The organism is Methylobacterium sp. E-041 (genome assembly GCF_022829665.1).
GTDB lineage: Bacteria > Pseudomonadota > Alphaproteobacteria > Rhizobiales > Beijerinckiaceae > Methylobacterium.
On the sequence record NZ_JAKSYQ010000003.1, the window covers coordinates 1 to 4,872 of the forward strand.

The 4,872-nt window shown below is 57.5% G+C and carries 2 protein-coding genes and 2 pseudogenes; 1 reads left to right on the top strand and 3 read right to left on the bottom strand.

Annotation, left to right across the window (positions count from 1 at the left end):
* A pseudogene (locus MKK70_RS30930) lies at nucleotides 1–415 on the bottom strand (sensor histidine kinase); the annotation flags it as partial.
* A 478-nt stretch (nucleotides 416–893) separates the two neighbouring features.
* Entirely contained in the window at nucleotides 894–2,882 is a 1,989-nt protein-coding gene (locus tag MKK70_RS00030; RefSeq protein ID WP_243945247.1) for a putative bifunctional diguanylate cyclase/phosphodiesterase, read from the bottom strand.
* A gap of 755 nt (nucleotides 2,883–3,637) precedes the next feature.
* On the opposite strand from MKK70_RS00030, the gene MKK70_RS00035 reads away from it, so the two are divergent.
* Nucleotides 3,638–4,324, top strand: a complete 687-nt coding sequence (locus MKK70_RS00035) for a class I SAM-dependent methyltransferase (RefSeq protein WP_243938355.1) — start codon at nucleotides 3,638–3,640, stop codon at nucleotides 4,322–4,324.
* A 327-nt stretch (nucleotides 4,325–4,651) separates the two neighbouring features.
* Here the strand turns inward: MKK70_RS00035 and MKK70_RS00040 are convergent.
* A pseudogene (locus MKK70_RS00040) lies at nucleotides 4,652–4,872 on the bottom strand (aldehyde dehydrogenase); the annotation flags it as partial.

Genomic DNA, 4,872 nt, shown 5'->3' on the forward strand with positions numbered 1-4,872 from the left:
GATCGCCCCACTGAGAGCACCACCGGCGCTTGAGCGTCGGTTCGGGAACCTCGCCGGGAGCCGGGCCTACCGCCTTTACGTCCCGTCCGTTTACGACGGGCGGCCCGTGCCCCTCGTGGTGATGCTGCACGGCAGCTCCCAAACGCCGCGCGACTTCGCCATCGGGACGCCATGCGGGTTCAGGTCCCGAGCAGTGCGGGGCGCTTCCTCCCGACCACCGCGGCCTCGGCAGGATGAAGCCGAACGTCGTGCCGCGGCTGGGCACGCCTTCGACGGTTAGGGTGCGTCCCTGACGCTCCACGAGATTTCGGCAGAGCTGGAGGCCGAGGCCGCTGCCCCGCTTGCCAGCGGTCCCGTTCGTGGTCGTGCGTCGGTCGAGTTGGACCAGGTCGGCGACCTTGTCGGCCGACATGCCGACCCCGGTGTGTGCCTATGTCTGCATAAGCACAGCACGCCACCGAAAGCAGCCGGACTGCTCTCCACCCTGAGCGGCCTTCCCGCTAGCGACCCAACTCAGCCGTTAGGATCGCCGTTTGGGCTCACCGAAAGCGGTCATTCGTCGGCCACCTGGCACCTTCGGCTCCGGGAGAGCGGGTGTTCGCCGGGATGCCGAAAGTCGACATCGGGTTGAACCTTGTCGCTATGCCGTCCCCTTTAAACGATGGATGAATTCGCGATCGTGCAGCACAAGGGATCGCGGACGGCATCAACGCAGCGATCCTGAAGGCTCGGCGGACCAGCGGGAGCGTCGGCGCTCGATAACTGGTTCCGTTCCAACCATTTGAGAGAAGAGCGTGCGTGTCTGCTGACCCCATGCGAAGGCATAGTCCATTGAAGCAATGTGGAGTGAAGCTCGCACTGCCGGTTTGGATGACGAAGCCACATCTTCACCTTTATAGGACGCGATCAGCCACCGCAGGTTGGTCCGCGAGCCGCTGAACCAGTTCGTGCCTCGGCATCGGGCGCCCAAGGTGGTAGCCTTGAAACAGCTCAACACCGAAGGATGCGACAAGCTCAATCTGGTACGCGTCCTCAACACCCTCTACAATTGTTTTTTGTGCGCAGCTGCTAACCAAGTCTATGATGTTTTTTAGCAACTTTGCACCACGCGGCGTATCGCTACTCTGGACAAAGAATCGATCGATCTTGACCATGTCGAAGCGCAGTTCACTTAAACAGGTCAGGCCAGCAAACCCGGTTCCAAAATCGTCGAGCCAAACGCGGATCCCGATTGCTGACAACCGGTCCATCAGCTGAACGACCTGGGGATTTCCGCTGATCTGCCCTCCCTCGGTGATCTCCAGAGCAAGACGGGAGGGGTCGATCGCTGCGGCCCTGACGATCGCCTCAACGACGTCAACGAAGTTGGGATCCTCGATTTGCCGCGAGGACACGTTGACGCTGATGACGGGCAGTGCCGGTTCAGTAGCGAGGAGATCGCAAGCCTCATGTAGCATCCATTCTCCGAGCTCCATAATGACACCTGTCCGCTCGGCCACGGGAATGAACGTCTCCGGGGAGACGGACCGACCCTGTGGATCTTTTAAGCGCATCAACGCCTCGGCGCCCCACACCAAGCCAGACGTGACGTCGACGATCGGCTGGAAGACAGCCGAGATGCGCTGGTCAGCAATGGCCGTACGGAGCATCTCGGCAGTAAGCGTATCACCCGCGTCGGACTCGAGCATACGACGATCGAAGGTCCGGACGCAGTTCCGTCCGTCTCCCTTCGCTACATAGAGCGCGACGTCGGCCGCAGTGACCATTCGCTCGGGCTTGTCAGCGGCAACATCACCGGAGAAGGCCGCACCGACGCTGACGGTGATGCCCGAAAAATGGTCGCGGCGCGCCGCATGGACGATCTGAAGGCTCTCGACCGCCCGTCGAGTTTCCTCGGCGAACGCCGCAACTTGCTCCACAGAAACGGCTTGAAAGAGCGCAGCGAACTCCTCACCGCCAAAGCGTCCAAGGGTGAAGCCAAAGGGTTTGGCTACGCTTAGCATAGCTTGACTGACCCTTGCCAAACAGCGATCGCCCTGCTGATGCCCGTAGCAATCATTATATGACTTGAAGTAATCAACGTCGATCAGGATGACGCCGAACGACTTCCCTGACGCCTTGCTATCTTGCCAGAGCTTGCGTAATGCACCATCTATGATTCTGCGATTTCCTAGGCCGGTAAGGTCATCCGTCGTCGACAGACGAATCAGCTCTTCGCCCCGTTTCAAAATCTCCTGCTGTCGAATATCCGCCCGAAGTGCATTGATATAAACGCGGTAGCGCTCTCGATTGTACTTAAAGTTCAAAAATACCGTAAGCAAAAAGCTAAATATATATAGCGAACCAAAGCATACCGTGTAAGTCGTGTCTCTAACGGATCCAGTTGCCCAAATAAGGAAAGTCGCAGCGATCAAACCCGATGACAGCAGCGCAAATCTGAAGGTCAGATTGAAAAACAAGTTGGCAACCAACATGAATATTAATCCATACCCGGCATAATACAGCGTTGCCATCGTTTCTACGCTTTGCGCGGCAAGGAACAACCATGCGGCGAAGCCAAAGAAGACGCCAATTGCGCATTGAAATTCAAGAATACGGGTTCCTACGCCGTGTTGTGCTTGAAGCCAAATAGCTAATACGTAAATCGCACCTATAGTTATGCGAACTGGCAAAATGTAAGGAAGCATATCATGGATCAAAAATGCATCCATTACTCCAAACGAAATGTACAGTAGGCCGACAAGCTGACAAGCCTTGCGTAGCTCGATGCGCAGGGCCTTCGCATGTTGAACCTCGAAGGCCACATCGAGCTCGGGCGATCGGCGCTCGAACCAACGTTTTCGAAGCTCGCGATCGAGAAGATCTAGCGTTTCGCCCGTCATCGTTCAGGTGCCCCCATTCAACAGGTGCTACCAGCAGCGATTTCCCAAAACCCTAATGGATCGAACATACGCATCAACGCTCGTGCGCTGCCCTCCTGCGGGCAAAGGCATTCGCCCATTTTCGACCGTCGCCTGATACGACGCATCACCTACGTGGACGGATCAAGAAATCGAACTGGGCGAGAAATCATCCGCTGACCGAACGCGGTGACAGCGACGTGCTCGTGTAATTAGATGCAATCCGGTCACATCGTTAAGAAAAGGTGGCTGTAAGAAATTTCCACGCAGCTCATTTATGGACTGTCGGTAACGTTTCATTAACGATGACCCTGCGCCGTCGGACTCCCCGAGCATTGGCGCTTAAGGGCGATAAAGATATGTCAAACGGCGGAGCTGCGCTGTTTCGTGAACGTGATCTGCTTAGTAATTTCAGTTCTTTAAAATACGATCTACAGCAGTCGGATGAGACTCGACCGCTATATACGATTCCTCAATCATCATACCCGGTCGTATCTAGCGATGTACACCGAGCTCTGAGCGAAGTTAGCAATATGGCTTTGCCCGGTAATTATACCTTGATGACAGATACGATCATTGATCTTCTAGGACTACTTAAGGAAACATTCAGCCCTCGGACTTGGCGTGAGGCTGTCCTTCCCGCGGCACGAACCCATGCTGTTGCGAGTTTGATGCATGAGTGTCCCTTCACCCGACATTCGTATCAAAGGCCGCGCGGCTATGCCGGCGATGCCGGGTTGATCGACTTCGTCTATCGCCATCCGGCGGCAAGAGCGGCGCAAGAAGCTGCTACAGAAGCCGGACGCACCGTGATGGCATTCACCGTCAACGTAACGGCCTGCGAAGCGGTTCGAGAACGCCGGTCCATCCTCGCTGCGAAGATCGATGAAGCGGCCGCACGCCGCCGGTCACCCACAATTTTGTCGCTAGCCTGTGGGCATCTTCGTGAGGTGGAACTGAGCATTGCCCTGAACGAAGGGCGAGTCGGAAGACTGCTCGCGCTTGACCAGGATGCGGAGAGCCTAGCCGTCGCGGGCGAATACCGCGGCTCGGTCTCACACGCCATCGAGGTACAACAGGCAACTGTCCGGCAAATCCTGGCCGGTAGAACCGACCTGGGTCGTTTTGATCTCATCTATGCTGCCGGCCTGTACGATTATCTTGATGCCAGGGTCGCGGCACGCCTCACGAGGGTTTTGTTCGATCATCTTAATGGAGGGGGCCGGCTTGTAATCCCTAATTTTCTCTGGGGCGTCAGGGAGGAGGCCTACATGGAGGTCTTTATGGATTGGTATTTGCTCTACCGCACCTCTGCCGAAATCCAAGACTTTACGGACGAAATCGCGCCGGCGGCGATCCGAAGCAAGCGGTATAGTGAGGATGCGGCGAGTACGATCGGTTACCTGGAAATCGAGCGGATCTAATTCATTGGCGGTTTCCTCGTATGGCGCCTGACGGCCCGAGCAAAAAGCTCGGGTCTTCCGGCAGCCATGTGAACTTCGGTGCACCGACGATCCGAACGAGCATCCAGAAAGTCACCGGGTAGAACTCTGAGTGTGAAGCTGTTGCCGGCAGGCTGACGAGCATCAAGGCGCCAGCCTCGGCGCGACGCCGAAGCAGATGAAACATCCGGCGGCGCTCGAGGATCGCCCGCAGGTCATCAACCCGCTCGACAGCACCTCACGACCGGCCACTTTCGCGTCGGGCCTCAGGGCGACAAAGCCACCGACCAGAAAAGGGAGAGAAGGGCTCTAAAGAGTGCTGTTGGGGTGCTCGTGGCCCTCCGGGTCGTGCGCTTGATAGCCGACGCACCCGCAGCCCCGGTCGGCGCCGATGCCGTTCGTCAACTGAAGGACCTGGTCCACCGCGGAGCCCTTGGAATCGTCGTTGGCCAGCGCGCCGATCGAGCCCGCGAGGCGCAGGCGGTCGGGATGGCGATCGACCACGATGACCATGCAAGCGCGCTTGACCA